Annotated in this window: 18 protein-coding genes; 9 read left to right on the top strand and 9 right to left on the bottom strand. The window is 59.7% G+C overall.

Translation table 11 applies throughout. The annotated features are described in order from the left end of the window. Nucleotides 1-349, bottom strand: a 349-nt coding sequence (locus tag JS533_RS10265) for a GDP-mannose 4,6-dehydratase (protein ID WP_241514350.1), incomplete at its 3' end; no start/stop codon positions are given. A 177-nt stretch (nt 350-526) separates the two neighbouring features. On the opposite strand from JS533_RS10265, the gene JS533_RS10260 reads away from it, so the two are divergent. Both JS533_RS10260 and JS533_RS10255 read left to right on the top strand, forming a co-directional pair. Beyond that, nucleotides 527-1,771 (top strand): nucleotide sugar dehydrogenase, encoded by a 1,245-nt coding sequence (locus tag JS533_RS10260; RefSeq protein ID WP_241514348.1) that lies wholly within the window; start codon nt 527-529, stop codon nt 1,769-1,771. Nucleotides 1,772-1,947: 176 nt separating this feature from the next. Next, nucleotides 1,948-3,870 carry an N-acetylmuramoyl-L-alanine amidase gene (locus JS533_RS10255; protein ID WP_241514347.1) on the top strand — a complete coding sequence of 641 codons (1,923 nt, stop codon included), beginning with the start codon at nt 1,948-1,950 and terminating at the stop codon, nt 3,868-3,870. Between the two features lie 249 nt (nt 3,871-4,119). Here the strand turns inward: JS533_RS10255 and JS533_RS10250 are convergent, their stop codons facing one another. The 5 genes from JS533_RS10250 to JS533_RS10230 form a co-directional block, all read right to left on the bottom strand. Further along, entirely contained in the window at nt 4,120-4,500 is a 381-nt protein-coding gene (locus tag JS533_RS10250) for a type II toxin-antitoxin system PemK/MazF family toxin (RefSeq protein ID WP_241514345.1), read from the bottom strand. Continuing rightward, complete coding sequence (locus tag JS533_RS10245) at nt 4,497-4,757, bottom strand: AbrB/MazE/SpoVT family DNA-binding domain-containing protein (RefSeq protein ID WP_241514343.1); 261 nt, start codon at nt 4,755-4,757, stop codon at nt 4,497-4,499. The genes JS533_RS10250 and JS533_RS10245 overlap by 4 nt, the downstream gene beginning before the upstream one ends. A gap of 121 nt (nt 4,758-4,878) precedes the next feature. Next, nucleotides 4,879-5,775 carry a glucose-1-phosphate thymidylyltransferase RfbA gene (gene rfbA / locus JS533_RS10240; RefSeq protein ID WP_241514341.1) on the bottom strand — a complete coding sequence of 299 codons (897 nt, stop codon included), beginning with the start codon at nt 5,773-5,775 and terminating at the stop codon, nt 4,879-4,881. 104 nt (nt 5,776-5,879) lie between these two features. Then, the gene (locus JS533_RS10235; protein WP_241514339.1) at nt 5,880-7,223 is read right to left on the bottom strand and encodes an ABC transporter ATP-binding protein; all 1,344 of its coding nucleotides are present in this window, start codon (nt 7,221-7,223) and stop codon (nt 5,880-5,882) included. Beyond that, nucleotides 7,223-8,053, bottom strand: coding sequence for an ABC transporter permease (locus JS533_RS10230; RefSeq protein WP_241514337.1), 831 nt, complete (start codon nt 8,051-8,053; stop codon nt 7,223-7,225). Before JS533_RS10230 ends, JS533_RS10235 begins: the two co-directional genes overlap by 1 nt. Before the next feature lie 97 nt (nt 8,054-8,150). Between JS533_RS10230 and JS533_RS10225 the strand changes: the two genes are divergently transcribed. The 4 genes from JS533_RS10225 to JS533_RS10210 all read left to right on the top strand — a co-directional run bounded on the left by JS533_RS10225 (nt 8,151) and on the right by JS533_RS10210 (nt 13,823). Then, a complete protein-coding gene (locus tag JS533_RS10225) occupies nt 8,151-10,034 on the top strand; it encodes a DUF4422 domain-containing protein (RefSeq protein WP_241514335.1) in 1,884 nt (627 codons plus the stop codon). Nucleotides 10,035-10,137: 103 nt separating this feature from the next. Beyond that, entirely contained in the window at nt 10,138-11,052 is a 915-nt protein-coding gene (locus tag JS533_RS10220; protein ID WP_241514334.1) for an NAD-dependent epimerase/dehydratase family protein, read from the top strand. 88 nt (nt 11,053-11,140) lie between these two features. Then, nucleotides 11,141-12,706 (top strand): sialate O-acetylesterase, encoded by a 1,566-nt coding sequence (locus tag JS533_RS10215; RefSeq protein WP_241514332.1) that lies wholly within the window; start codon nt 11,141-11,143, stop codon nt 12,704-12,706. Nucleotides 12,707-12,791: 85 nt separating this feature from the next. After that, nucleotides 12,792-13,823 carry a glycosyltransferase gene (locus JS533_RS10210; RefSeq protein WP_241514330.1) on the top strand — a complete coding sequence of 344 codons (1,032 nt, stop codon included), beginning with the start codon at nt 12,792-12,794 and terminating at the stop codon, nt 13,821-13,823. Between the two features lies 1 nt (nt 13,824). On the opposite strand, the gene JS533_RS10205 is transcribed toward JS533_RS10210, so the two are convergent. Next, nucleotides 13,825-15,204 carry a glycosyltransferase family protein gene (locus JS533_RS10205; protein WP_241514328.1) on the bottom strand — a complete coding sequence of 460 codons (1,380 nt, stop codon included), beginning with the start codon at nt 15,202-15,204 and terminating at the stop codon, nt 13,825-13,827. An 83-nt stretch (nt 15,205-15,287) separates the two neighbouring features. Here JS533_RS10205 and JS533_RS10200 point away from each other — a divergent pair, with 83 nt between their 5' ends. Both JS533_RS10200 and JS533_RS10195 read left to right on the top strand, forming a co-directional pair. Then, nucleotides 15,288-16,553 carry a glycosyltransferase family 2 protein gene (locus tag JS533_RS10200; protein ID WP_241514327.1) on the top strand — a complete coding sequence of 422 codons (1,266 nt, stop codon included), beginning with the start codon at nt 15,288-15,290 and terminating at the stop codon, nt 16,551-16,553. Nucleotides 16,554-16,610: 57 nt separating this feature from the next. Then, complete coding sequence (locus JS533_RS10195; RefSeq protein WP_241514325.1) at nt 16,611-19,697, top strand: DUF4422 domain-containing protein; 3,087 nt, start codon at nt 16,611-16,613, stop codon at nt 19,695-19,697. 64 nt (nt 19,698-19,761) lie between these two features. Here the strand turns inward: JS533_RS10195 and JS533_RS10190 are convergent, their stop codons facing one another. Further along, on the bottom strand, nt 19,762-22,371 hold the full coding sequence (locus JS533_RS10190; protein ID WP_241514323.1) for a glycosyltransferase family 39 protein: 2,610 nt from the start codon (nt 22,369-22,371) through the stop codon (nt 19,762-19,764). A gap of 76 nt (nt 22,372-22,447) precedes the next feature. Further along, entirely contained in the window at nt 22,448-23,935 is a 1,488-nt protein-coding gene (locus tag JS533_RS10185; protein WP_241514321.1) for a hypothetical protein, read from the bottom strand. Nucleotides 23,936-24,014: 79 nt separating this feature from the next. Here JS533_RS10185 and JS533_RS10180 point away from each other — a divergent pair, with 79 nt between their 5' ends. Continuing rightward, nucleotides 24,015-25,310: a tyrosine-type recombinase/integrase gene (locus tag JS533_RS10180; RefSeq protein WP_241514320.1), complete on the top strand. Its 1,296-nt coding sequence runs from the start codon at nt 24,015-24,017 to the stop codon at nt 25,308-25,310. Nucleotides 25,311-25,646: the final 336 nt, after the last annotated feature.

Here is a 25,646-nt window from a genome sequence, read left to right as displayed (position 1 = left end):
CCGCCTCCAACAGGCGGAACGTGCCCTCCACGTTCGTCTTCAGGAACGGCTCCGGATTCGCGATCGAATTGTCGTTATGCGACTCCGCCGCGTAATGCACGATCGCATCATGCCCCGGCACGATCCGATCCAACAACTCCGCATCACAGATATTGCCATGCACGAACTCCACACGATCACCAAGAATCCCCCTGATGTTCTCCAAGTTGCCCGCATAGGTCAACGCGTCCAACACCGTGACATGCACGTCCGGATGATTGTTATAGACATAATGCACGAAATTCGAACCGATGAAACCACAGCCACCGGTCACAATAATGTTACGAGGAACAAACACTTCATCAGCCATACCCATAGACTACCGCCAGCACGGTATTCGCGACGCTCCGGAGCAGCCGCCCATGCAACGCATACTCGTCCACGCCCAACACCCAACGCATATGCGGGAAACAGCGGATGCATCGAGGCATCACGGGATAGAATGACTCATGGTTCCGAACACAATGCTCCTGAAAGCAGGCCAAATATGAAGATTGCTGTCGCCGGCACGGGTTATGTCGGCTTGTCTGTCGCGTTGCTGCTGTCGCAGCACAATGAGGTGCACGCGCTGGATATCGTCCCGGAGAAGGTCGAGCTGCTCAACCATGCGAAGAGCCCGATCGTGGATCGTGAGATCACGGACTTCCTCGACGAGAACGCGGACGGCCGCCGCCCGCTGGACTTCCAGGCCACGCTTGACCCGGCGCAGGCGTATACGGACGCGGATTACGCGGTCGTGGCCACGCCGACGAACTACGATCCGAAGAAGAACTATTTCGACACGTCCAGCGTGGAGGCGGCGATCGAGGCCGTGCGCGAGCATGCGCCGCACGCGTGGATCGTGATCAAGTCGACGATCCCGGTCGGCTACACGACGCAGATCCGCGAGCGTTTCCACGACGACCATATCCTGTTCTCCCCGGAGTTCCTGCGCGAGGGTCACGCGCTGTACGACAACCTGCATCCGTCGCGCATCGTCGTGGGCGCGCCGCAGGACGATCCGGCCGCGGTCGAGGCGGCGCGCACGTTCGCGAACCTGCTGGCCGCCGGCGCGGACCCGGCCGAAAAGGACCGGGTGAATCCGGACGGCTCGAAGGGCATTCCCGAGCTGGTGGTGGGCCTGACGGAGGCGGAGGCGATCAAGCTGTTCGCCAACACGTATCTGGCGTTGCGCGTGGCGTACTTCAACGAGCTGGACACGTACGCGGAATCGCGCGGCCTGGACACGAAGGCGATCATCGACGGCGTGTGCCTGGATCCGCGCATCCGCAATGACTACAACAATCCGAGCTTCGGCTACGGCGGCTACTGCCTGCCGAAGGACACGAAGCAGCTGCTCGCGAACTACGATCAGGTGCCGCAGAATCTGATCGGCGCGATCGTGGACGCGAACCGCACGCGCAAGGACTTCGTCGCCGACGAGATCCTCGAACGCGTGGCCGGCAAGGCGGACCCGGTGGTGGGCATCTACCGTCTGACCATGAAGAGCGGTTCCGACAACTTCCGCCAGTCCGCGATCCAGGGCGTGATGAAGCGCATCAAGGCGAAGGGCGTGACCGTGGTGGTCTACGAGCCCACGCTCGACGCGCCGGACTTCTTCGGTTCGAAGGTCACGCACGATCTGGCCGCGTTCAAGGCCGAAGCCGACGTGATCGTCGCCAACCGATGGAACGACGAGCTCGCCGACGCGGGCGACAAGGTCTACACGCGAGACCTGTTCCGCAGGGACTGATCCCGTCCCGCACGGCCCCTGACAAGGGGCCGTTTTCGTATGGGTACCGGGACGAGGCAGGCCGTCACCGGCCGTAACGAGCCGTCACGAGCCGTCACGATACCGGCATCCCATCACGCCATCAAAGCCGGCAAGAGAGAACCCAAAAGAGAACAAGAGAGAAGAGAGAGAACATCATGAGCCAACAGAAGAGGCATGCCTTCGCCCTGACAGGCATGCTGTGCGCCGCCAGCATGATCTGCTGCGGTCTGGCGGCAGGCACCGCAACCACGGCGCTCGCGGACGGTTCCGCGACGTCGACCGTCACGACGACGGACCCTGTGCAGACGGATCCCGCACAGACGGACGGCGTGCAGTCGGTGACGGCCACGCATGATCCGGAAACGACGTCGCACGCGTTCGACGCGCCGGCCGTCGCGTCCGCGGACGTGCCGGAAACGCTGGCCGAAACGCGGTCGTCGACCCGTTCGGCCGACGCGTCGACGCAGACGCTGTCCGCGTCGGCCGAACTGCCCGGCGCGGACGGACTGTCGTCGGTCGCGGTGACGTGGCGGCAGACGGACGCGGATGCCGAGGCCGCGCAGCCGGTCGTGAAACTGCGGTATCGCGACGATGACGGCACATGGAGCGATTGGACGCAGGTGGAGACGCAGATCGGCGACGGCAACGGCGTCACCGCACGGTCCGGCTCGTCGGCGAGCGCGACGCAGGCGGCGACAGCCGACGTGCAGGGCACCGATCCGGTGTACGTCGGCAAGGCTACGGACGTGGAGGCGCAGGTGACGTTGCCGGACGGCTCCGACGCGACCGACGTCAATCTGGTGACCATCGATTCGGGTTACGCCGCGGACGACGTCGATGCGGTGAGCGATGGCTCGGATACGACGTCCGGTACGACGTCCGGCGAGACGGACGGAAACGGGCAGACCGACGGGTCCGGCAGCGGTTCGTCCAGTAACGGCTCGTCCAACGGCGGCTCCGGAGAATCAAACGGCAACGGGTCCGGCAACGGCTCATCCGGCACCGACGGCAGCGACTCGAACACCGGCACGGACAGCGAACCGGACGAAGGCAAGCTCGACATCAACATCCCGATCTACCGGCGCGAACAGTGGTGGCGCAAGGGTCTGCCGGCGCCGTCGTGGCCGGCCGACGACAGCGGCCATTGGCGCGGCGCGGTCATCCACCATACGGTCGACCGCAACGACTATTCGCAGGCCGAGGCCAAGGTGATCGTGCAGAACATCTACACGTTCCATGCGAAGACCCGTGGCTGGGGCGACATCGGCTACAACCTGCTCGTCGACCGGTTCGGCGGCGTGTGGGAGGGCCGCGAGGAAGGCGTGGCCCACAAGGTCGTGCTGGGCAGCAACGCGATCGGCGCGCATACCGGCAGCTTCAACGAGGCGACGTTCGGCGTGGCGGTCATCGGCAGCTTCCATGAGAACGACAAGCCGACCGAAGCGTCCGTGCGAGCCGTGGCGTCGGTGATCGCCAAGGAGTTCAAGGCGATGAACATCATGACCGCGCATGACACGTTCGTCTGGCACGGCACGCAGAACCGCATCTCCGGGCACGGCGACTCCGCGCACTGGTACGACAAGCGCAACCGCACGCTGTGCCCCGGCAAGCATTTGAGGGCCCGCATCAACGACATCCGCGACATGGTCGGCCAGCTGCTCGACGAGTCCATGCCGGCGAATTCCACTCCGGTCTACCGCCTGTACAACCGGTGGAACGGGCTGCATCACTACACGGCCGATTCGAACGAGCGCGAGGTGCTGATCTCGAAGGGTTGGAACGACGAGGGCATCGTGTTCTACGCGGCGAAGTCCGGCGAGCCGGTCTACCGCCTGTACAATCCGTACGACCACAACCACCTGTACACGCTGAGCACGAAGGAACGCGACCAATTGACCAAACGCGGCTGGAAGACCGAGGGCACGGCGTGGAGCACCGCGGCCAACGGCGACAAGCCCGTCTATCGCCTATACAATCGCTCGAACCACGAGCACCTGTACACCACAAGCGCCAAGGAGTACCAGACGCTCGGCAAAAAGGGCTGGCAGCAGGAAAACGTCGCGTGGAACGGCCTATGATCCGTCGATCCGCGTGATCAACTCTCCCGGCAAACCCCGGCAGAGGCATGGATCCTCCACATTGTGCTGTTTATGGAGGTCCCCGTACTTTTGCGGCTTGTTTTTGACCCTATCTTGCAGTTGTCTGTGCCCGCACCAAGTAGACGACGATCTTCCGTCACAGCAACCCTTGGAAATCCGCCATTCCGGATCATGCCATCCGTCCCGATACCGCATCCGGGTACAGACAACTGCAAGATAGCGCTCTTTTTATGCGTAATTCGGGATGACCATCATCTCAGGCTGAATGTAGCAGCTGATGAGGGTCCCGGTGATCTGGTCCATGTCATCATCCTTGAGACGACCGATCCTGGCGGGATTGCGCTCTTCGAGGTCAAGGGCGCGAATCTGCTCGACCTGCGCATAACCGTCGATCCAACCATCACCATCTTCGCGGCGAACGGCGGTAATGGGCAGATGCAGTTCGAAGTCACCCCTGCCATGCGAGATCGCAACGACGACGGTAAGACTGCAGTTGCGGTTGAAATCATCATTACTCACCACAACGACGGGGCGGCGCTTCTTCTGCTCATGCCCCTTGGCCGGATCGAGATCGACGAGAAGCACATCCCCATAGCGCCACGCGGTCACAACGCCTCCCCGCCCACAGCCGGCCCCGCAAGTTCCTCAACGGCCTTGTATTCCTCGTTCCGGTCGCGGAACACGTCGGCAAGACGCGGAACCCGGATGACCCTTACATTGGTGCGGATCGGACGAAGCACGATGGCCCCGTCCTTGACGGTCGCCTCGACACGAGACCCATCGGCCATCCCCACCTGTTCGCGCATATCCTTCGGCAAACGCACACCCTGGGCGTTGCCCCACTTGCTGAGCGTCAACGTGGTCATACTGGTCACCTCCCACAATCGTCGGAATGTATATCCTAGTATATACATCGCAGATGACGCAAGTAACTCAGACGCCTACAGCGCATGCCATTGGAAGCAAACTGAACGGCGGAGAAATCGCCTACCGCCGCTTGACACCGATGAGCTTCTCGTCGGCGACCTGCTGCAGGTGCTTGCCGTAGTTCGACTTGCCGTAGGCGTGCGCGGCTTCGACGAGCTCCGCCTTGGCGATCCAGCCGTGCTCGTAGGCGATCTCCTCGGGCACGGAGATCGGCAGGCTCTGCGAACGTTCGACGGAGCGCACGAATTCGGCCGCCTCGTACAGCGATTCCATGGTGCCGGTGTCGAGCCATGCGTAGCCGCGGCCGAGCGTGGTGACACGCAGCGTGCCGTCGTCGAGATACATGCGGTTCAGGTCGGTGATTTCGAGTTCGCCGCGTGCGGACGGCCTGACCTGCTTGGCGAAGTCGACGACGCGACGATCGTAGAAGTAGAGTCCGGTGACCGCATAGTTCGATTTGGGTTGCGCCGGCTTTTCCTCGATGGAGACCGCACGGCCGGCGTCGTCGAATTCGATGACGCCGAAGCGTTCCGGATCGTCCACGTAGTAGCCGAACACCGTGGACTCGCCCTGTTCGGCGAAGCGTACGGCCTCCTTGAGCTGCTTGGACAGGCCGTTGCCGTAGAAGATGTTGTCGCCGAGCACGAGCGCGCACGCCTCGCCGCCTATGAATTCCTCGCCGAGCAGGAACGCCTGCGCGAGGCCGTCGGGCGACGGCTGCACCTTGTAGCTGAGGTTCACGCCGAACCGGGATCCGTCGCCGAGGAGCCGTTCGAAGTTCGGCAGATCGTGCGGCGTGGAGATGATGAGGATGTCGCGAATGCCGGCCAGCATGAGCGTGGACAGCGGGTAGTAGATCATCGGTTTGTCGTACACGGGAAGCAGCTGCTTCGACGTGACCGACGTGAGCGGATACAGACGGGTGCCCGACCCGCCGGCGAGAATGATGCCCTTCATGTCGGATTCCTTTCTGACGTGTGTGGTTTGCCGTGTGTGGTTTGCCGTGTGTGGTTTGCCGTGTACGGTTTGCGGTGCCGTGTTTTGCGGTTTGACTGGATATGTCACGCGGCCACGGCCGGCCCCTGATGCGAGGCCATGTCCGTGTCCACGATCTCGTAGCCGAACTTCATCTTGTTGAGCAGCGCGAAGTTGTCGGCGCCCTTCGGGTCTCTCATGGAGAAGTCGCAGGCGAGGTTTTCGTTGGTGAAGGCGACCATGTGCACGTGTTCCGGATCCTTGCGCCCGTTTTCGTATTCGTGGATGGACGCGATGATCCGGAATTCCCCGTTGGTGAAGATGTCCATCGGCACATGGAAGCGAACGGTCTGATGGCCGGGACGGAACAGGTCGAAGCTGTCGCCGAACGGCACTCCTCCGCGACGGATGTCGTTCAGCGAGAACGCCACGTAGAAGTCCTTGTCGCCGCGATAATCGTATTCGACTTCGAAGTCGAACCCATGCTCCATGTCGCACACCGGCTCCTTGCTCGGGCGCACGGTGAGCAGCGGCACGGTCTCGTTGAGGCCGGTGGGGTACTTCGGCTCCTCGTCCTTCTTTTTGTCGTCGTCGGCCGGTTTCTTGTTCTCCCGTTTGAGATTCTCGAGCGTGTACCGGTCAGCCACGTCGTTCTTGTTGCCGCTGACGATGATTTCGCCGTCCTTGATCAGGATGGCGTTGTTGCAGTATTTCTTCACCGAGTCCATGGAGTGGGTGACCAGGATGACCGTCTTGGTGGGGTCCTTGCGGATCTCGCTGAAGAAGTTGTCGCACTTGCGCTGGAACGCCTCGTCGCCGACGGCGAGCACCTCGTCGAGCACGAGGATGTCGCCCTGCGCCTTGATGGCCACGGAGAACGCGAGCCGCACCTGCATGCCGGACGAGTAGTTCTTGAGTTTCTGGTCCATGAACTCGCCGAGTTCCGCGAAGTCGACGATGTCGTCGTACATCGCGTCGATCTCGTCGTGGCTGAAGCCGAGCAGCGCGCCGTTGAGGTACACGTTCTCACGTCCGGTGAGTTCGGGGTTGAAGCCGACGCCGAGTTCGATGAACGGCACGAGCTTGCCTTTGACGCTCACCTTGCCTTTTTCCGGGGTATAGATGCCGGAGATGATCTTCAGCAGCGTGGACTTGCCGGAACCGTTGCGGCCCACGATGCCGAAGAAGTCGCCCTGCCTGACCTCGAAGTTGATGTCGCGTAGCACGCGCTGCTCGGTGTAGCCCTTGATGCCGCGCGTCCAGTTGAGGAACGCCATCTTGAGTCCGGTGGCCTGTTCGGTGGGCAGGCGGAAGTATTTGGCGACGTGCTCCACCTTGAGCACGACGGGACGGTTGTCTTCCTTCTTGACGGCGGTGTTCACGGATTCGGCCTTTTCGTTGTCGTGTTCGGTACGGGATTCGTTCGTCATTACAGCACCTCCGCGAACTTCGCGCTGTGCTTGCGGAAGACGTGGATGCCCAGCCACAGCACGATGACGGACAGCACGTACGGGATGAGGCAGATGAGCGGATTGCTGACCATGGTCCAGATGGTCGGCACGTATTCGGGCGAGAGCAGATTGTGACGGATGTCCATGATGGTCTGCGTGGTGGGCACGAGCATGAGCAGGTTGGCGGCCCAGCCGTATCCCTTGTCGGTGACCATGGAGATCGGGTAGATGATAGGCGTGGCGTAGAACATGGCCTGCAGCACGACCTCCCAAATGTGGCCGATGTCGCGGAAGTACACGTACAGCGAGCCGAGCAGCAGGGCCACGCCGAGCGAGATGGCGTACAGCTGGACGATGCTGGGGATGACGAGCAGCACGCGCCACGTGTAGTGCGCGTGGGCGAACGTGCCGAAGAGGATGACGACGCCGAGGTTGATCGCCAGAGAGATCATCGAGCCCATCGTGGTGGAGGCCACGATGATGTAGTTCGGGAAGTGGATCTTGCGCAGCAGGTCGCCGCGGTCCACGATGGAGCGCATGCCCATGCTCGTCGATTCGCTGAAGAACTGCCACAGGCAGGTGCCGCACAGCAGGGAGATGGGGAAGGTGGGGGTGCCGTCCGAGAACTTGAGGAACTTGACGAACACCACGTACATGACGGCGAACAGCATGAGCGGCTGCAGCACCGACCACAGTATGCCGAGGAAGGATCCCTGATAGCGCAGCTGGAAGTTGGTCTTCACCAGCTCCTTGAACACGATCAGCGCGTATCGGTACCTCTCCTGGAGGCTCTTCACTAGGTTCTTCACAAGCGTTCCATCCTATCCCACGCGGTGTCTCCGCTCGGCACTTCCATATATTCTATTGTGTTAGTCGTATTTGTCTAAGTCAGACGGAGTACTGCACATGGCCCTCACAGCACAGCAACCGGCACGTATCAAGCTGTTCGTTTCGGCGCATAAGCCGTCACAGATCCCCGATGGGGCGAGCATCGTGCCCATCCAGGTGGGTTGCGCGAACGCGCCGACGCTGTTCGACGATATGCTGCACGACGACGAAGGCGAGAACATCTCCGACCTCAACCCGATGTACTGCGAGCTGACCGCGCAGTACTGGGCGTGGAAGAACGCGGACGCCGACTATTACGGCTTCTGCCATTACCGCCGCTATTTCGACTTCACCGATACGCAGCATCAGCAGAACGACTACGGCGAGATCATCGACGAGTACATCGACGAGAAGACGATCGCCGAGTACGGGCTGAACGACGCCGCGATCGCGCGCGCGGTGGACGGCTGGGACGTGATCACCTCGCCGATGAACGACACTCGACTGTTCGGCGGCTTCGGCGATCTCAAGGAGCATTGGGAGGCGGACGCGCATCTGCGGCTCAAGGATCTGCGCCACATGTACGACGTGCTGTGCGCGCGGTATCCCGACTACCGCGAGGATGCGGACGCCGTGCTCAACGGGCACACCGCCTGCTTCTGCAACATGTTCATCATGCGCAGGGAGATCTTCTTCGACTACTGCGCGTGGCTGTTCCCCCTGCTCGACGAGTTCGTGCAGGGCTGGGACCATTCGCGCGCGGACGTGCAGACGCTGCGCACGCCCGGCCATCTGTCGGAGCGACTGCTCAACATCTATCTGACGCACCGGCAGCGCACGGGGGCCGGCTGGAAGGTGAAGCAGCTGCAGTGCGTGCATTTCGAGCATCCCGAGCCGGTCGGCTCGCTGGAGCCGCTGGACCGCAACCCGCGCACGGTGGTGCCGGTCATCTTCGCCGCCGACAACAACTACGTGCCGATGCTCACCACCACGATCTATTCGATGCTGTCGAACGCGAATCCAGAGCGCTTCTACGATGTGATCGTGCTGGAGCGCGACATCTCCGACGAGAACAAGCAGACGATCACCGACTTCCTGGGCGAGTTCGACAACGCCACGGTTCGCTTCCACGACGTGACGCATGCGGTCGCCGGCTATGAGCTGACGACCAACAACGCGCATATCAGCGTGGAGACCTACTACCGGTTCATCATCCAGGATGCGCTGCCGTTCTATTCGAAGATCCTGTATCTGGATTCCGATCTGGTGGTGAACGGCGACGTCGCGGAACTGTACGACACGCCGCTGGGCGAGCATGCGATCGGCGCGGTGCGCGACATCGACTTCCTCGGCAACCTGAACATGAAGGACGGTATCCGCGCCGAGTATGTGGCCAAGCAGCTCGGCATGAAGAATCCCTACGACTATTTCCAGGCCGGCGTGCTGGTGATGAACCTCGACCGCATGCGCGACATCCACACGGTTCCCGAATGGCTGGAGATCGCCTCGCAGCCGGGTTTCATCTACAACGACCAGGACATCCTCAACATGGAGTGCGAGGGCGAGGTGACCTATCTGCCGTACGAGTGGGACGTGATGCACAACTGCGCGGGCCGCGTGCACGGCGTATTCGACTTCGCCCCGGCCGAGGTGTTCAAGGCGTACATGAAGTCCCGGCAGGATCCGAAGATCGTGCACTACGCCGGATTCGACAAGCCGTGGAAGAACCCGTGGTGCGATTTCGGCCCGCTGTACTGGGCCTATGCGCGCAAGACCCCGTTCTCGCTGCAGATGATGGCCCTGCTGTCCGGCACGGAGGCTCCCAAGTCGCCGGAGCATCATGAGCGTGCGATCCGCGAGGACAGCCCGATCCGCAAGTATGCGGACAAGGTCGTGCCGATCGGCTCGAAGCGCCGCGAGTTCCTCAAGGTCGCGGCACGCAAGCTGCAGGGTAAGAAGTAGGGGGCTTCAGCCGGCGGAACTACGCCGCCGGCCAGTCACCATCATGCGCCTAGGCGTCGGGATAGACTGTACTGGCGAACCACGATGCATAGGAAGGGCGGGAATGCGCAAGATCGTCGTACTGGGGTGCGGTTTCCTCGGAAACAAGCTTATAGACAGCTTCCTTGGGGATCCGGCAACCACCATCGTCGGCTTCGACCGCAACGTTCCCGGCCAATCTCATGACCGCGTCCAGTATGTGCAGGGATCATTTGCATCCGGATACGATTTCGCCTCGCTGGTCCGGGGTGCGGATCTGGTCATCCATCTGGTCAGCACCTCCGTGCCGGGGACCGAAAAGCGCTCCTTGGACGAGATTCAGGCGAACGTCATTCCCTCGGTCGAACTGTTTGACGCGTGCATGGCAGAAGGCGTCGGACGGTTGGTGTTCCTGTCCAGCGGCGGCACCGTCTATGGCAGCTCCCCGTACCGGGCCAATAGGGAGACCGACCCACCGGCTCCGTACAATACTTACGGTCTACAGAAGGTCATGATCGAGCAGGCCCTGCAACTGACCGCCCATTACGGCGACATGCAATACCAGATCATCCGCCTGTCCAATCCCTATGGCCCCGGGCAGAATCCTCACGGTCCCCTTGGTCTGGTCACCAAACTGGTGTATCAGGCAGTCAACCACGAGACCATCCATATCTTCGGAGACGGTTCCGTAGTACGCGACTTCATCTATATCGACGATGCCATCCAAGGCATCCTGGATATCATCGCCCGCGGCACCGTCAACACCATCTACAATCTGGGGCGCGGTACCGGCGCCTCCGTGGCGGAAGTGACCGCAGCCATAGAACGCATCGTGCCCGAACGTATCATCATCGACCATGAACCCGCCAGAAAAGTCGACATCCCTTATTCCGTGCTGGACATCGCGAAATACCGGCAGATCACCAGCTTGAGACGATTCATATCCTTGGAAGAGGGCATCAGACGAACCTACGCGTTCTTTACGGAATCACGGCAGTGACCACGCATCGTCGCTACGACGCATACCATATTATTGGCGGTCAATCATTCGACGGCACCACGACAGTATCGGAAAGGAGGCGGCCGTCATGTCACAGCAACAGCAACGGTGGATGAATCGCACCATGTTGTCGGTCAGCCTCATGATCGTCATCGTGCTCATGGTAACGGCATCCCAACTGTTCGTCCGTCAGAACGTCGCTTCGGCGCAGCAGCAGACCTTCGTGCAGGCCACCTCCGTCACGCTGCCCAACTACTACATGGAAAACATGGTGTTCCAGCGCAACGAGACTATGTCGTTCCGAGGGAAGACCGAACATAACGCCACCATTACGGTCACCGTCGCGCGGGGCAACACCATCACGTCGCGCACGTCCAACGCCGACGACAGCGGTAACTTCAGCATTTCTCTTCCCTCTCCAAAGGCCCAGCTGGAGCCGTATACGCTCACCGTCTCCAGCGGGAAAACCGTGTTGAAACGCATCCGCCACGTCTATGTCGGAGACGTCTTCCTCGCCGCCGGCCAGTCGAACATGGAAGTCAATTATGACGACTATTACGGCACCGAGGCGCTTCGCAAGGCAAATCTCGGGGCGAAATTCACCACGGACGATCTGCCGCAGACCATTGACGACAGTCATGTCTATTTCCTCGTGACCGACAAGACCGCTTCGTCCACTCCGGAAAGCGAATTGCCCGTGCGCGAGTACAACGATCGTTCATGGCTGCCCGCCACTTCGGACAACACGGATCGTTTCGGTTATCTCCCGCAATTCTTCGCCCAGCAGGTACGGGAGACGACGCCGAATGTGCCGATCGGCATCATCCAGATCGCGTGGGGCGGCACTACCATCACCCGGCAGATGGCCGGCGGAGACATCTATAACACTCATATCACGCCACTGAAAGGCTTTAAGGTGGCCGGCGTGCTGTGGTATCAGGGTGAACAGGACGCGGACTCCTACGACACAGCATTGGCGTACCAGTACAATTTCACGACGCTGATCAGCCAGTACCGATCCTTCTTCAAGAACAAGAACCTGCCGTTCCTGTATGTGCAGCTCGCTCGGTACGGGGGCGGTTCCAATTGGAGTACCATTCGTCAGGCGCAGTTCGCCGTAGCGGCGAACTCGGGCCGTGACGACGCCGTGGCGATGACAGTCAGCATCGATACCGACAGGGGAACCGACACACTGATCCACCCGTTCGGCAAGGAGCTGGTGGCAATCCGCATGGCGGATCAGTGGAAGGCGATCCGCGACGGCGACGATGTTCCCGACGGTCCTTTGGCCACCGCTGCGGTCAGCGAGGACGATGGGTCCACCGCCGTCGTGTCGTTCAAGGACGGCACCGGCAGCGGCTTGGCGGCTTTGGCACCGAACTATACGCTTGAAGCGGATAAATACACGTTCAACGGCCCTACCTCGCAGGCATTGACCAACTTCGAGGCCGCCGGGGATGACGGCGTCTTTTATCCGGCAAACGCCACCATCTCCGGGGACACGGTGGTGATCACTTCCGATAAAGTGCGCCGGATCAGGCAGGTCCGGTATCTATGGGAGGCGGATCCCTCTCCGAAGACACTGTTGTATAACTCGTACGATCTTCCGGCCAGCCCGTTCACCATTACGGTCGCCTCGGACGAGGACGAGTGACAGCATAGACATCGACCCGTCACGAACACGTTGACGGTCAACGCATAGGCAGCAAGCACAAGGCTTGCCAGAAGGGCAGCAAGACATGACCAGCATCAGCCAATCCAACGAGCAGTACGTGCATGACGTTTCCGTCATCATCCCCGTGTACGGCGGCGAGCACACCCTGCGCGGCGTGGTGACGGAACTGTCCGCCTTCCACGACGTACAGCGTTCGAAAAACGGCAATCTGTATCGTGTCACGGAGATACTGCCTGTATTCGACCATGGACGGGACCGTTCGGACAAGGTGATTCGTCAGCTTGAGCGGGAGCTGCCCTATGTGCATGGCGTATGGCTGAGTCGCAATTTCGGCCAGCACCCGGCGACTCTGGCCGGCATTTCGGTCAGCCAAGGTGCCTGGGTGGTGACGATGGATGAGGACGGACAGCATGACCCGCGCGCCATCGCGGACATGCTCGACACCGCGCTGGACCAGCAGGCCGACGTAGTATACGCCGATCCTGTCAACGCTGCCCCCCATTCGCTGTTCCGCAACGTCACCTCATGGGGGGCAAAGTTCGTGGCCAAACATTTGCTGGGTTCCACGGATGCTCCGAAATATCAGAGCTTCCGTCTCATTCTCGGGGATGTGGCCCGTGCGTTGGCGACGCATGCAGGCAACGGCACGTATCTCGACGTGGCGTTGGGCTGGATCAGCAACCGTATCGCCACGTGTCCGGTCACCTTGCGTTCCGAAGGGGATCACCAGTCCTCATACAACCTTATGAGGCTGCTCGGGCACTTCTGGCGCATGGTGGTCACCGGTGGCACCCGTCCGTTGCGGTTCGTCAGCCTCATCGGCGGATTGGCGTCCTGCGCCGGCATCATCTGGGCCATCGTCCTGTTCTTCATGCAACTGTTCGTTCATGCCGTCACCGTTCCCGGCTGGACGTCCCTGATGATCGTATTTCTGGTATTCAGCGGTTTGATCCTGCTATCCATCGGCATCGTCGCAGAGTACATCGGCATCAGCGTGCGCGCCGATATGGGTATGCCGCTGTATCTGGTGTCCACGGATCCGGAACAAGGCCCGCTGGGGCAAGGCGTTCGCAAGGGCAATCCAACGAACGTCTGATTCAGCTCTGCACGTAGTACACCATGAAGGCGAACATCACAACGCATGCCATCATGCCAACGATGATGCCGCATAATGCGAATCGGCTGCGCTCGTCAGACAGCACGGCGTCCATCGCATACCGCCATCCGGAAACCACGATGTAGGCGAAGGCGAGGACCATCGGCAGAACGTAACGGCCTTGGGCCTGATAGTCGGTCGCATAGCTGTACCACAATGCCAGCGCGACGACGATGACGATGTTGACCAGCATGACTAGATCCATGTACTTCGTCGAGCCGTATTCGTGGTTCCTTACAAGGTGAATACGATAGGCACAGAACCCGAACATGCCTACCGCAAAGAACAGTACGTAGAGCCAATACACGAACCTCGGCAGAAACACCGACATGGGACCGAATACGCCGACGAAACTGAAGAACGTGTATTTCAGCCAGTTATTGCCGCCGGTCAGGTAATGATCCGAGGTCAGCATCTCCCATAAGCTCATACCCAAATGCTGCGGCGTGGGGCGGTTGGCCGGCTTGAAATTCCCTTCACCGTACTGCGCGCTCATCTGAGTAATCGTGGACAGTCCAAGAAAATCTCCGTGGTTGATGATCGCCGTCCGAATGAAGAACGGAAGGATCGCAATCAGGGCCACGGCAACCGTCAAAACCGTAACTCGCCAGAAATTTCGATTCCCCCATATTCCCTTAAAAGAACCGATATCCCGAATCCAAATGGCGAAGTATACAACTATACTCGTTAAAATCCAAGAATATGCATTGTAATAGGACAACGCCACAATCACCACACCCACTGCAAGCAATACAGCATTGGAGGCATTCCAGTTTTTCTTTATCGCCAACAGCCATGCGTACAAAACAATGGAGCTGCCCATAAGCGCCACGATGTCATTATTGAAATATAGAGACAAAAAAATCACTTGAGGAAGCAACACAATCATCGAAGAAAACAGGTAACATACCGGCGATGAAAACAATAGCTTCGATATTTTGATGACAAAAAACGCAAATAACGTACCACTGATAATGCTTACCATACGGGCGGCCATTACGATGACGTTCATGTTGCCGGTGACCAATCCGGCCATCTTCATCAGTATCCCGCCAATGAGCGAGCTGAGCATCAAGGGATAGCTGGCATATGAGAAGCCCCATGGACTCATGCGCACGGCTTCCTCATAACCAGTGGGAAGCGTCCCGTGTTCGTAGAAAAACATCGGAAGCGAGATACGTCCCTTTTCGTCCGGGAAAAATCCCTGTTCCAATGGATAGTGCCATGACAATCTGCACAGGCAGGCGAAATACACGATAATGAATACAGCCAGAACGATTCTCCCGCGCGTGTCTTTCTGATTGGCTGCATGCCTTCTCATCGTCCCGTCCTCCTCATTTGTCCAACGCCCATAGGGTTTATAGTCTAGTAGTGAATATCATGTTTGACGAACAAAGAGGATGAATGCCCGTCTTTTCCATTGTGATTCCCGCGTACAACAACAGCCGGTACCTGCCGGAATGCGTGCACAGCATCACAGGCCAGTCGTTCCGGGATCTGGAGGTTGTCATCGTGGACGACGCCAGCACCGACGACACGTATGAGACCATGCGCCGACTGGCGGCTGAGGACGAACGCGTCACGATCATGCGGCACGAATCCAATTCGGGCACGCTGGCCGCACGCAAGACCGGCGTCACCGCATCGCACGGCGACTACGTGCTGCTGGTCGATCAGGACGACGAGCTTGCGCCGGGCACGCTCGCATCGCTGCACGCCTATGCGCAAGGCAATCCCGCGGACATCTACCACTACGGCGTGCGCGTGGAGGCGGCCACCGAGGCCGCACGGCAGGCGGCCGCCGGCATGACCGGATTCCTCACACCCACGCCGCGCACCCTGCAAGGACAGGAGATCCTCGCCACGCAGTTCGCTCAGCAGGACGGGTTCGACTGGCATGTGCACCACAAGATGTTCCGCGGCGATCTGGCCCGTCGCGCCTATGGCATCGCTCCGGACACGCGGCTGCTGCTGTCCGACGACCTGTACATGTGCTTTGTGATCGACTCCCTTGCCGACGTCTACGAGGCGATTCCCGATTCCCCGTGGTACGTCTACCATCTGGGCCGGGGAGAGACCCTGGGATCGCGGCTTACGGTCGAGGCGTTCGCCACGCTCGCCGGGCGCGACGCGAAGGCGTTGCGGCTCATCAACGACTTCGTCGCGGCGCATCGGACCGACATTCCGCGCGACGACTGGGACGAACGGGTCGCCGACGTGCGCGACCGGCTCATCGAGCACACGATGAACGAGTGGCAGGACAACCTGCCGGAGGAGTCCAAGCAGGCCGGACTGGAGTCGGCGCTGCGCTGCTGGTCTCCCGACGCCGTATGCGGCGAACTGTACCGGTACGTGCGCGACTACGCGTACGCGTTTCTCGTGGCCGACGATCGCAACGACGACGCCTCGCAGCGCAACCGCCGGCAGGCGCTGCGCTATCTGCGCATGGCGCAGACCATCGAACGGGATCATGCGGAAACGTCCGAGACGCACAACGGGCATTATCTTGCGCTCAAGTCCATCGCGATGAGTCATCTCATGGACTCCGGGCTCGTTCCCCGGCCGACAACGGAACCGTCAGCCGCAACCGAGCGCCACGCACAGCACTCCCCCGCGGCGGACCGGCTGCGCGCCTTGTTCCGGCGCATCGCCTACCATCTAAAGCACTGAGCCGACCGTATCGAGTCGAATACAAACGCAATGCCGGCAATCGTCGAAAGAGGAACCATGCCCAAGATTTCCGTCATCATCGCGGCGTACAACGTCGAGCCGTACATCGGCGCATGTCTGGACAGCGTGCGCGCGCAGACGCTGCAGGACATCGAGATCATCGTCGTGGACGATGCCAGCACCGACGGCACCGCGGCGCTGCTGGCCGAGGCCGCGCGCGCGGACGATCGCATCACCGTGATCACGCACGAGCGCAACCAGGGACTGCATCTGACCCGCAAGACGGGCGTGGAGGCGGCAACCGGCCGGTATGCGTTCTTCCTGGACGGCGACGACGATCTTGCGCCGACCATGTGCGAGGAGCTGTACGCGAACCTTGCCGGCTCCCCCGTGGACATCCTGCACTTCGGCCTTACCGTGATCGGCGAGAACGGCATTCTCGACGAGGAATGCAAGGCGTTCGAACGGTTCAACAACACGCCGACCCCGGACGCGCAGTACGAGGACATCGTGCGCAACATCTTCCTCGAGTCGCGCGGATTCGCGGTGGACTGGCGCGTCACGCAACGTGCGTTCCGCACGTCGCTGCTCAAGCGAGCGTTCGCGATGATGACCGGCGACCGGCTGGAGCGCGCGGAGGACGGCTACGAGTGCCTCGTCGCTTCGGCGATCGCCACGTCGTACCGCAGTGCGAAGCAGTGCCGCGGATACCGCTACCACTACGGCCGCGGCGTGACCGGTACCAACCAGATCACGGCCGACACGTTCCGACGATTCTGCGAACAGTTCGGCGCGTGCTTCGACGCGGCCGACGAGTTCGCGTCCGCCCAGCCGCAGTTCCGGCTCAACGACTGCGCCGCCGGCTTCCGGACCAAGGCGATCGAACTGCTCTCGAACGACTGGCGGGTGCGCGTGCCGGAGGACGGCAAGGCTCAGGCCGCGCAGGCGATGGGCCGCGTGTTCGGCAACGTGGTGGCCGCGCGCGAGATCTGGCGTCATGTGCGCGACGTGGCGTGGACGCTGTGCACGGCGAAGACGAAGGACCCGCGGGACGTGGCGCGGATGAACGATTGGGCCGAAATCGCGCGTTCGTTGGAGCCGGACGGCGGCAGCCGCGACGATCTGCGCCGGTTCGCGAAGGTGCACGACCGTGCGGAGGAGCTGATCGCCGATCTGGATCGCGCACGCGAACTGGAGGAGTACGACCGGCAGCGGATCCGCATCTTCGTCACGACGCACAAGAACGTGGACAAGCCGAAGAGCGCGATCCTGCAGCCGGTGCAGGTGGGCCTGAAGCCGGGATCGTACCGGTTCCCGTGGGCGTTCCACGATGACGACGGGGAGAACATCTCCGACCGCAACCCGCGCTACTGCGAGCTGACCACCCAGTATTGGGCGTGGAAGAACGTGGATGCGGACTATTACGGCTTCTGCCATTACCGCCGCTACTTCGACTTCTCCGACACGGAGCACGAGGAGAACCCGTACGGCGAGATCATGGACGACTACATCGACGCCAAGGCCGTGCGCGAATACGGACTGGACGACGAGACGATCGCGCGCGCGGTGGACGGCTGGGACGTGATCACCACGCGCTGGCAGAACCTCGAGGAGCTCATCGACAAGCGCGGCACGCCGCAGGCCCTGTGGGAGGCGGCGCCGGCGCTCGTCGACGACGATCTGGCACGCTGCATCCATATCCTGTGCGACATGCACCCGGAATATCGGGAGGATGCGGACACGTTCCTGAACGGCAACCGCGCATGCTTCTGCAACATGTTCATCATGCGCAAGGCGATCTTCCAGGATTACTGCGCCTGGCTGTTCCCGATCCTCGACCGTTTCGAACGCGAGACGGACATGACCGACTACAGCCGCGAGGCGGCGCGCACGCCCGGCCACCTGTCCGAACGCCTGCTCAACATCTACCTGATGCACCATCAGCGCACCGGCGCGAACTGGAAGATGAAGCAAACGCAATGCGTGCACTTCACGCATCCGGATCCGGAGGACACGCTCAAGCCGCTGTGGGGCCCCGAATCGGGACTCCCCCAGCCGGTGCCCGTCGTGTTCGCCGCGGACAACAACTACGTGTCGCAGCTGGGCACGACCATCTACTCCATGATGTCGAACGCGTCGAAGGAACGCTTCTACGACGTGGTGGTGCTGCAGAAGGACATCGAATGGGAACGCCAGGAGCGACTGCGCCAGTTCTTCTCCGCACGGTTCGGCAACATGTCGCTGCGGTTCAAGAACGTGGAACGTGAGGTGGCCGGCTACGATCTGACCACCAGCAACGCGCACATCAGCGTGGAGACGTACTACCGGTTCCTGATCCAGGAGCTGTTGCCGTTCTACGACAAGGTGCTGTATCTCGATTCCGACATCGTGATCAACGGCGACGTCTCCGAACTGTACGACACCGAGCTCGGCGACCACCTGCTGGCCGCCGTGCACGACATCGACTACCTGGGCAACCTGAACATGCCCGACGGCATCCGCATGAAGTACTCGAAGGACACGCTGCGCATGCGCAACCCGTACGACTACTTCCAGGCGGGCGTGCTGGTGCTCAACACGAAGGCGATGCGCGAACGGTACACGATCACGCAGTGGCTCGGCTACGCGTCCGACCCGGATCTGATCTACAACGATCAGGACGTGCTCAACATGCACTGCGAGGGCGACGTGCTGTACCTGCCGTGGGAGTGGAACGTGGTGCACAACCTCGAATACCGCGTCGAACGCATCTTCAGCTGCGCGCCGAGCGCGATGTTCGACGGGTATCTCGCGTCGCGCTCGAACCCGAAGATCATCCACTACGCGGGCTATATCAAGCCGTGGACCGACCCGTCGTGCGATTTCGCGAGCATCTACTGGCGGTACGCGCGGCAGACGCCGTTCTACGAGCAGCTGCTGGCGAAGGTGAGCCAGAAGGCCGCGAACGAGGCGGCGACGCAGATGGAACGACGTGCCGCGGACGAGGCGACGGAGCGAGTGATGTCCATTCTGCACCCGAAGCATGAACGCGCTGTCGGCGAGGACAATCCGATCCGCAACATCATCGATCCGCTTATGCCGATCGGGTCGAAGCGCCGCGACGCGGTGAAGGCGATCGGGCGTATGCTGCGCGGACGGCGCTGACGATTCCGCGCCGGCTTCGGGATGCACGTCGGTGCGTGCCGAAGCCGGCGGGCGGCGCTGTCGGTCAGACCGTAATGAAGCCGGGTATAGCGGATGTCTGCATGAGCACGGAATAGACGAATCCGTCAAAGACAAGAACGATTACCATGACGGCACAGACGACGATGCCTGCCATGGACAGCCGGTTCCCGGGAAAAACGGGGATCACTGAGGAATGCGTGCCTGACGGCCCCGCCCCAGCATCATCGGACTTCGCCGGGAACACCGTCATGATCATCCAAACAACGATGATGGCGAATATGGCGATGGCACAGCAGTAGTAACGGCTTGAATTGGCGCCCAGCTGCCCATAATTGTTGAATTCCTTGAAAATTTTGTACAGCTGGTACAGCATGGTGCAGTAGATGCCGGCAGCCAGCAATGTCAGGTAATTGCGCATTCTGCTTCGTTTCATCAGGAAAATGCAGAGCGGAACCAGAAGAATAGCCATGACTCCGATCCGGTCGATGGCATATATCGGATAATCCGGTTCAGGTATCCATACATGGCCGGAAAGGGAGTGCCAGAAGATGAAGAATCCATCGAAGAAATGATTCACATATTCCCAGACTCCCATTTCGGCACGATTGTCAATGCCGACATAATGCGCAGAATGCGCATATTGGACGAAATCAAGCGTCTGATAATTAGGCTGCAACGTATGGTATTTATGCAGGATGTATCCGAAATACGCAGCCGGGAGGGCATATATCGGCATCGTGGCAGCAAACTGGGGGCGAAGAACAGCTTGTTTCGCAGCTCCCGTGCAGATCACGTATATGATTACGAAAGCGGATACCAGCAGGACCATCATTCCTGCGGTGAGCTTTGCAAGCAAAGCGATCGACACACCGGATGCAATAATGACATAAGTCAAGAAATCATACCGTTGCTCGATAAACCGAAGCATGCCGAGCACGAATACAGACACTCCAAATAAGGCAAGCGAATCATTGGAAACGCCGCTAATGGTGTAGATGACATTGGGTGGCGAAATAATCATCGCCGCAAAGAGCAGATGCAGTATCGGCATCTTGGGAATGCGGGAGAACCCCATGTAGAACATGACGAGTATGCCGATAAAACCTATCAAGAACGAGATGATTCGCATCCGGTTCAGATCGAATACCGCGATGTCGCCATCAATATGCATGCCGCTCAGCACCCTCATTATGTGGTAGTACAGCGGCGGATGCCCCAGATAGTTGAGTTCGAGGCTTCGGGAAAGGTCGAACGTATCATGCGAATTCGACGAATACAATCCCATGTCGGCAAAATCGGGAATCTTGCTCCCGGTTTTCGCCAAATATGCGATATACGAGATATGCGTGGGCTCATCCGGAAAGCCTTCGACGTATCGTCCATATATGATGAACTGTCCAATGGAATACAGACACGCCAAGCAGTAATCCACGGCGATAACGACGTGTCTGCCCATGCGTGAAGATCCGGAAAGCATCAGATTGACCAGCAACACGGCGATCGACAGTAATACGATACAGGTAATCACCAGCTGGTAGGGGAACCCTTCATACCCCACGGAGAGCACCAGTCTGTCGCCATCTTGCGAACCGTCAAGATCGGAAGTGGTTGCGGCGGCGATATCATCGCCATTAGTCACCGAGGCGACCCGGAACAGGAGCGGACTGCCATGCTGAGAGGTTTTACGCAGATCAACGCTCAACTCTTGACCGCGACTTACTGTTATATCCGGTTCAATCACGATCTTCGATCGATCTTCATTCAGCATCGCCGGAGACAATATAGCACTGTACAGCACCTTTCCATCGGAATCTTTTAGCGTTAGCGCATAGGAGTCAACAAAGGTATGCTCATCCTGATACACCTTGCCATAATTCTCATTGCCGGTATCATCGGGAGCGATGCTGGGGTTCAATGCGACGGGAAAGCTGATGCTGCATATGACCTTGCGCTGAGCCGTGAAGGACTGCCGAATCTCATACTGCGATTGTTGCTGAATGGATCTGGCATTCGTATACGAATATGCCGTCGATGCGACCAGCGGCTCCTTGACCAACCATAGGTTCGCCAGAAAACCGCCGATCAGCAAAGCTACGACCACCCCCACCACATAGACATATTTGGGCAGGAAACGAAGAACAGTCATGCGCAGAATGCTTATCGCGTATGCGATGGCCAATATACACAGCAGAAAGATCTTGACCTCGGACTTGCGCTCACTCGCATGGTGAATGGCCGTCATTTGTCCCTCATCCAGCACATATCGGGTGGAATCGCCGTCCGATATCTGCCGCATTCGGCTTGCGGACACAGTCGTCACATTGTATAGATGACGTCCGTTGATCTGTACGTCCACGGACAAATGGTCAAGTTTCGCGAATACGCTCGGTACGACGACGTTCAATGACCGAGATCCGGCATTCAACGGGTCCAACCGTATCGAAGCCCTGCCGGTCACCACGTCCGACGACTGCTCCTCGGTTCCCGGAACGGCATTGTCGTCAAAGCGGAACACCACGCGCTGCCCGGTGGTCTGCTCGCCGTCGAAGACGGCGCTGTAGTGCACGTTGACCGCCTGCAATCCGCCAAACGCCACTACTGCCATCAAGACGACGAATGCCACCGTCACCACCGCGGAGGCGTGCCGCTTCATGAATTGAACAATACCGTCGCACATACGCACCATAGATCCATTCACCTTGAATCACCCGATTCAAACAAATTGTCGTTCATCCGCGATCCGAAAACGGCATGGACCGTCCATACAGACAGATCAAGGCGATCACCATCATCACACCAACAATGACTACGGCCACGGCACCATACGTTACGGCTTGCGCCAGCATACCAGAGTCCACCATCGTCCCGTTTTCCGCGAACGGCCATTTCAAATGCACCTCGTATAGAAACGCCGCAATTTTGACCATCATCCAAAGCGAGGCCAATACGCTGGTCAGCAGCCGGTTTCTGAATCCCGCCAAACCAGAACAAATACTGATAGCGAAAACGATGGAGATCAAACTGAAATAGACGGCATTGCCACTCCCGCCTTGGGCATAATACATGAGCTGCTGCAAAACGGTCCCGCACAGGGCACACAACAGCATGGCAGCAATCAGCAGATCAGTAAAACCATTGCGCTTCGCACGTAGCAAGGAACTCGTCGCATGCCCGAACAATACCAGCAAGCCGACAATAAGAGGAGCGATCGTAAGCAGCACAACACAGGCCCAACCCACGTTGGTATACGTCACCACCGAATTCTGATATTGCGATAATGCGCTTTTATAGAACCCCAAGTCCAATAACGCATCCCATAACGACTTATGAATGTCCCGATGAAGATGAGCCTCGGACCATTGTGGCTGTGAACCCGTGAAATTCCCGGAAAGCCGATACAGTCTTATATAAAACCAGGCGGAGGACGCCACCGCCAATACCGACGGGATCACGCATAATGCCAGTGCATTTCTCACCCTATTGCGTTTCTGAATGCATACTGCCAGCAGCACCACCAGTATGCAGAGCGCCATGATCGGGACGGTAGACAGTCTCGTCAACGGAGCCAGTGCCACTATGCCCAGCCACCACAACATTGAACCGGGTGTGATTGCATCCCCGGAAAAAACTCGTCGTACCAAAAAGGCGGTCATTCCGATCAGCAAGGTCACCCATAAACTGGCCAGCGTGTAGTTAAACACCACCGACGGCAAACAGCGATTCGCGGCAACCACCACAGGCACCAATGCGACCGCCAATCCCTCTCGGCCAAGCACCTGTTTCGCGGCCCAACGCGACGCCACGATAAGCACCACACCCAGCACCCACACCAATCCGCGCATGGCCCAAATACCACGAATAGGATGATGCACCGTATCGAATGCGAGAAATACCGGCATTTCAAGCAGATAGAACAGCGGCGGATGCTGATATCGCCACTGCACATCGTAAGGGTATTGCAGATTCAACGGATTGAATTCAGCACCACCGAAAAACGTAGGAAGATGTCCCTGCGTAAGCTGATATACGTAATCAACCTCAAGGGTTTCATCAAAACTATAAAACGGCGGCCACGAAATATTCTGCCACACGTCGCTTCCCGAATATATCAGCAGTGCGGCAAACAGCAGTAATGCCCCATACCGAGATGACAACCATGCCGACGCACGCGGAATGCCCTCGGCACGATGCGACGCGTGGCGAATACTCTTACTCATAGGGGCCAGTATACGAAGCCCCCAGCCTGCAAGAACGCAGCAAGCACACGTTTTGCATCGAACCGACTAATGTGAACGAATGGCAAGGGTATGGATTGATGATCTCTGGCTCAAGAACGACGGGGACGTGCCGCCGTCGTCCACCGCGAAACGCTCCCTGGCCGCCGTCAGCGACCCGATGACCGCACAGGTTCCCGAACGATGGCGTTCCTCCCGATACGGCAAAGGCATGCGATGGCGCTGCCGCTGGTACACGGTGGAGGAAGGCAAGCATAAGCAGCATTCGAAATCGTTCCGCAAACTGGCCGACGCGGAGGCGTTCCAGGCCGGCATGGAGGACGACGTGCGCCGCGGCCGGTACGCGGATCCGAACGACGCACGCAAACCGTTCAAGGACATCGCCGACATGTGGCTCAGGTCGAAGAACCATGTGAGCGAAGGTGTGCGAGCCCGCTACGAATGCGAGCTGCGCGTGTATGTGAACCCGCGCTGGGCGGACACGCCGATCGGGTCGATCACCATCGACGACGTGGCCCGATGGGTGAGCGGCCTGTCCACCGGCGACTATCCGGTCAGCCTGTCCGGCGAGCGCGCGGCGAAACCGCTCTCCCCTCGTTCGGTCAAAAGCATCGTCAAGGTCGTGTTCGCCGGCGTGCTCGACTATGCGGTGAAGGCGCGATACCTGATGAGCAATCCCGCGCGCGACGTGGAAATACCAAAAACCGAATACAAGGACCTCATCTTTCTCGACATCCACGAGATCGAAGCGCTGGCAAACGCGGCCGAAACCGTCGGGCGGCCGGTGGATGCGCTGATCATACGGTTCCAAAGCTATGTGGGCACGCGCATCAACGAATCGTTCGCATTGCAGGTGGGCGATTTGGATCTGGAGCATCGCAAGGCGCGCATCCGCCGTACGTGGAAGAACAGCGCGAAGGCGCAACGGCTTGGCCCGCCCAAATCCGGCAAGCCCCGCACGGTGGCGATCCCCCGGTTCCTCATCAAACCGATGAAGGAGCAGATCAAAGGCCAGCCGGACACCGCCTACGTGTTCCGGGCGATCCGCGGCGGGCACATCAACGACCACAACTGGCGGCGAAAAGTCTGGCACAAGGCCGTGGAACTGGCCAACCTGAACGACGTGCAGGGGCTCACCCCGCACAGTCTGCGTCACTCGTATGCGGCCATCGCCATCAAGGCCGGAGCCGACGTGAAAATACTCCAACGGCAGATGGGCCACGCCTCCGCCAGTCTGACGCTCGACGTGTACGGATTCCTGTTCCCCGAACGCCTCGAACAGGTCGCCGACGCCGTGGACACGGAACGCACCGCCGCGCTTTCCGGAAGTGGCGGAAAGCGGGCGAAAACACGGTGAACCGGCTTGTCTGCATCGTGTCCGTGTCGTGTCCGGGGCAGCCTCCGGACACGATCGGCCGGATGTGGCGAATATTGGGGATCCGCGAGTCTGGATCCGCCGGTTGGATCGCAATCGTGTCCAGCCGTGTCTGAAACGTATGGCGGGCAAAACCCGATGCCGGGAACCGTTGCTGCTATTGAGATTGCACCGGAGGACGTGAGCGAAACCCATAGCCCTAGAAGAAAGGTTCCTGACTATGACAGGAAACAACAAGGTTTGGCGCGCGCCGCTCGCCGGCCTCGCCTCCGTCGCGATGCTCGCGACCATGGGCGTCGCCGCCGGCACCGCGAACGC

The organism is Bifidobacterium amazonense, assembly GCF_018555435.2.
In the GTDB taxonomy this organism is placed as follows: Bacteria; Actinomycetota; Actinomycetes; order Actinomycetales; family Bifidobacteriaceae; genus Bifidobacterium; species Bifidobacterium amazonense.
This window is presented reverse-complemented; position numbering and strand designations above follow the sequence as displayed.